Annotated in this window: 5 protein-coding genes and 1 pseudogene; 3 read left to right on the forward strand and 3 right to left on the reverse strand. The window is 63.0% G+C overall.

Features of this window, described 5'->3' with window-relative positions; genetic code table 11:
* The first annotated feature begins 40 nt into the window (after nt 1–40).
* The 3 genes from EOA22_RS26895 to EOA22_RS26905 all read left to right on the forward strand — a co-directional run bounded on the left by EOA22_RS26895 (nt 41) and on the right by EOA22_RS26905 (nt 1,963).
* Nucleotides 41–847: a protein-disulfide reductase DsbD domain-containing protein gene (locus EOA22_RS26895; protein WP_063167685.1), complete on the forward strand. Its 807-nt coding sequence runs from the start codon at nt 41–43 to the stop codon at nt 845–847.
* Between the two features lie 84 nt (nt 848–931).
* Nucleotides 932–1,414, forward strand: coding sequence for a peroxiredoxin (locus EOA22_RS26900; RefSeq protein ID WP_027164142.1), 483 nt, complete (start codon nt 932–934; stop codon nt 1,412–1,414).
* A gap of 72 nt (nt 1,415–1,486) precedes the next feature.
* Nucleotides 1,487–1,963 (forward strand): DUF2938 domain-containing protein, encoded by a 477-nt coding sequence (locus EOA22_RS26905; protein WP_013532768.1) that lies wholly within the window; start codon nt 1,487–1,489, stop codon nt 1,961–1,963.
* Between the two features lie 133 nt (nt 1,964–2,096).
* Here the strand turns inward: EOA22_RS26905 and rnhA are convergent, their stop codons facing one another.
* The 3 genes and pseudogenes from rnhA to EOA22_RS26925 all read right to left on the reverse strand — a co-directional run.
* Nucleotides 2,097–2,615 carry a ribonuclease HI gene (gene rnhA / locus EOA22_RS26915; RefSeq protein ID WP_027164143.1) on the reverse strand — a complete coding sequence of 173 codons (519 nt, stop codon included), beginning with the start codon at nt 2,613–2,615 and terminating at the stop codon, nt 2,097–2,099.
* 4 nt (nt 2,616–2,619) lie between these two features.
* The gene (locus tag EOA22_RS26920) at nt 2,620–3,582 is read right to left on the reverse strand and encodes a homoserine kinase (protein ID WP_127390339.1); all 963 of its coding nucleotides are present in this window, start codon (nt 3,580–3,582) and stop codon (nt 2,620–2,622) included.
* Nucleotides 3,583–3,587: 5 nt separating this feature from the next.
* Nucleotides 3,588–3,836: pseudogene (locus EOA22_RS26925) on the reverse strand (4-hydroxy-3-methylbut-2-enyl diphosphate reductase); the annotation flags it as partial.

Consider the following 3,836-nt stretch of genomic DNA (forward strand, 5'->3'; position numbering starts at 1 on the left):
AATAATTGCGAGGCCACGAACGAACGATCAAATCACCGCCATGCGAAGCTTGAAAATCCTGCTGCTCGGCGCCGGCATCGGATCGGCCACCGCTCTTCCCGCCGCCGCCTCTTCGTCGGCGTGGTACAACAGCGAAGGCGGCAAGGTCCGGCTGGTTACATCAGGCAAAGCCGACGATGCCGGCCGCATACAGGGCGTTCTCGACATAGCGCTCAAGCCCGGCTGGAAGACATATTGGCGCGATCCGGGAGACGCGGGCGTGCCGCCGCAACTCGACATTTCGGCCAGCACCAACGTCGCCGACGCCGCTCTGTCGTTTCCGGCGCCGCAGCGCCATGACGACGGCTATGGCAAATGGGCGGGCTACAACTATCCGGTCTCTCTGCCGGTGACATTCACGCTGGCGACGCCGAACCAGCCGGCGGTGATCGATGCCGACATCTTTCTCGGCATCTGCGAAACGATCTGCATTCCGGTGCAGACGCGGCTGACCGTCGACCCCGCCTCCGATCCGGACAATGCCGAGGACGCGGCGCTGGTGAAGGCGAGTTTTACGGCACTGCCTGCGCCCGCGAGGTCCGATTTCGGCATCAATGTGCTGCCGGGCGACCATGAGACGCTGATTGTCGAGGCGAGCTTTCCCGGCGATCCGGCGGCGGCGGATTTCTTCGTTGCCGGCGAGCAGGACTACATGTTCGGCACCCCGGCCCGCAGCGAAAAGGACGGCAAGCTGATTTTCACCGTGCCGATCCTCGACCGCCCCTCGACGACGCCGACTGATGGCGGGCTTCACTATACGCTGACGAGTGCGGCGGGCGCTGTCGAAGGGGTTCTGCCTTTCCCTTGATCCAGCCCATCGCAACGGTTGCAGGAAGCCGTTGGGTTCGCTACGCAAAGACACGTCCTTCCCCATTTCCCAAGCGAGGAATCCATGACCATTTCCGTTGGCGACAAGCTGCCTGACGTGACCTTCAAGACGATGACCGACGACGGCGCCAAGCCGATCACCGGGGCCGAGATATTCCCGGGCAAAAAGGTCGTTCTGTTTGGAGTTCCCGGCGCCTTCACGCCGACCTGCAGCAACAACCACTTGCCCGGCTATCTCGAGAACCATGACGCCATCCTGGCGCGCGGCGTCGACACCATCGCCGTCGTCTCGGTCAATGACGTCCATGTCATGGGCGCCTGGGCGCGCTTCACCGGCGGCGAGGGCAAGATCCTGTTCCTGGCCGACGGCAGTGGCGATTTCGCCAAGGCAGTGGGCCTCGACAATGACCTTTCCGCCAGCGGCATGGGGCTGCGTTCGAAACGATTTTCGATGATCGTCGACGACGGCAAGGTCACCGCGCTCAATGTCGAGACCAAGCCCGGTGTCGACGAGTCCGGCGCGGCCCATATTCTGGGACAGCTCTGAACTTCAGTGCGCCTTCGGCCGCAACGGCGATGGCGCTTGTGGTTCATGGCTTGCTTTGGGGGGATCCTAGCGATGTTTGACATCTTCTGGCGCGCTATCGCGATCGGCGTCGGCGCCACCGTGCTGATGGATCTCTGGGCCATCTTCCTGCACAAGGCGTTCGGCCAGCCACGGCCGAACTGGGGGCCGGTCGGCCGCTGGGTCTGGCATCTCCGTGACAAGGTCTTTCACGACGATATCGGCGATACAGCACCATACGCGCATGAAAAGGCGCTGGGTTGGGCCTTTCACTATTTTGTCGGCATCATCTACGGCATCATCCTGGTGGTGCTGGCCGGAGCGGGCTGGCTTGCCGCGCCGACATTTCTGCCGGCCTTCATCCTCGGCATTGTCACCGTCGGCGCCGGCTGGTTCCTGCTGGCACCCGGCATGGGCGCCGGCTGGGCCGCCTCGAAGCGGCCCAACCCGATGCGGATCCGGGCGCTGAACCTGGTGTCGCATACGGTGTTCGCACTTGGGCTTTGGGGCACGGCGCTGCTGATACGATAAGCGCTTACGGCTGTGTCGGCCTGTCGATCGGCTGCCAGCCGTAGACAACGGAATGCGCGCCGATATCGTAGTAGTTGCCGCCGCCCGCTGGCTGATCTGCTTCTTCGTACCCGAGCCGCGCCGCTCCTGAAATTCAATAGCTCTGGGTCGAGCGCCGCACCTTCGCGATTGCCGGCGCAGCAGGCTTTGGCGCTGCTGCAGGCTTGAACGGGCCTTTCTTGAACGGCGCCATGCCTTCGCGCGCGAGTTCGTCGGCGCGCTCGTTCTCGACATGGCCGTCATGGCCCTTGACCCAGTTCCAGGTGACCTTGTGGCGCTTGTTGGCCTCGTCGAGCGCCTGCCAGAGTTCACCGTTCTTGACAGGCTTCTTGTCGGCGGTCTTCCAGCCGTTCTTCTTCCAGCCGTGGATCCACTTGGAAATGCCGTCCATGACGTATTTGCTGTCGGTGTGAAGCTCGACCGTGCACGGTTCCTTCAGCGCGTTCAGCGCCGAGATAGCGGCCAACAGTTCCATCCGGTTGTTGGTCGTCTCGGCCTCACCGCCGGAAAGCTCCTTGGTGGTGCCGTTGAAGCGCAGGATCGCGCCCCAGCCGCCAGGGCCGGGATTGCCCGAACAAGCGCCGTCGGTGAAGATCTCAACCTGTTTGCTCATGATATCAGGCCAATCCATATTCCGAAGGAGATTTGATCGCCCGGTGGAACCGCATCCTTCTGATGTATTCGGTCGGATCGCGTTTCATCACCAGCCCGCCATCGGGGACGGTCAGCCAGTCGTATAGCCGGGTCAGCATGAAGCGCAACGCCGAACCGCGCGCCAGCATCGGCAGCGCAGCCTTTTCCTGGTCGCTCAGGGGCCGGACGCTCTTGTAGCCGGCGAGCAGCGCCTTGCCCTTGGTCAGGTTGAAGGAAAAATCCTTCTCGAAGCACCAGGCGTTGAGGCAGGTGGCGACATCGTAGGCATAGAGGTCGTCGCAGGCGAAATAGAAGTCGATCAGGCCGGAGAGCTTTTCGCCGAGGAAGAAAACGTTGTCCGGGAAAAGATCGGCATGAATGATGCCTTGCGGCAGGTCTTTGGGCCAGGTGCGCTCAAAATCGGCAAAGTCGGCATCAACCTCGGCCGCCAGGCCCGGCTCGACCTCGTCGGCCCGGTCGCGCGCTGCGTCCCAGAGCTTGCGCCAGCCGTCGATGGCCAGGGCATTCGGACGTGTCATCGAAAAATCGGCGCCGGCCAGATGCAATTGCGCCAACGCCTTGCCGACCTCGGCGCAATGCGTGGCTGTGGGCCGCCGCAGCGAAAGCCCTTCCAGGAAGGTTATGATGACCGCCGGCCGGCCGGCGAGCGTGCCGATGACGCTGCCGTCATGGGCGGTCACCGGCAGCGGGCAGGACACGCCCTTGTAGGCGAGATGGCCCATCAGCCCAAGGAAAAACGGCAGATCCGCCTTCTCGACGCGCTTCTCATAGAGCGTCAGGATGTAGGAGCCGCTCGAGGTGTGCAGCAGGAAGTTCGAGTTCTCGGTGCCTTCGGCGATGCCCTTGTAGGACAGGAGATCGCCGACCGGATAGTGCTTCAGGAATGCGCCGAGTTCGCCTTCCGCGACGTCAGTGTAGACCGCCATGTGCCTTACGCGGCTCCATTGACGAAGGCCATGTCGGCCCGCGTCAGTTCGACATCGCGCAGTACCCGCATGACCGGAAAATCCTCCGTTTCCGTGGCCGTGATGGCCAGATCGATCGTGACATCGAAGCGCTGCCGGAACGCGTCGATGATCTCGTCGACGATGATTTCGGGCGCCGACGCGCCGGCCGACAGGCCGAGCGTCGAAATGTTGCCGATGTCATTCCACGGAATCTCGGCGGCGCGCTGCACGAG

The sequence above is a fragment of the Mesorhizobium sp. M7A.F.Ca.US.014.04.1.1 genome, assembly GCF_003998745.1.
GTDB lineage: Bacteria > Pseudomonadota > Alphaproteobacteria > Rhizobiales > Rhizobiaceae > Mesorhizobium > Mesorhizobium ciceri.

Coding starts and splice junctions, on each gene's coding strand:
- EOA22_RS26895 (WP_063167685.1), top strand. CDS start 41: ATGCGAAGCTTGAAAATCCTGCTGCTCGGCGCCGGCATCGGATCGGCC.
- EOA22_RS26900 (WP_027164142.1), top strand. CDS start 932: ATGACCATTTCCGTTGGCGACAAGCTGCCTGACGTGACCTTCAAGACG.
- EOA22_RS26905 (WP_013532768.1), top strand. CDS start 1,487: ATGTTTGACATCTTCTGGCGCGCTATCGCGATCGGCGTCGGCGCCACC.
- rnhA (WP_027164143.1), bottom strand. CDS start 2,615: ATGAGCAAACAGGTTGAGATCTTCACCGACGGCGCTTGTTCGGGCAAT.
- EOA22_RS26920 (WP_127390339.1), bottom strand. CDS start 3,582: ATGGCGGTCTACACTGACGTCGCGGAAGGCGAACTCGGCGCATTCCTG.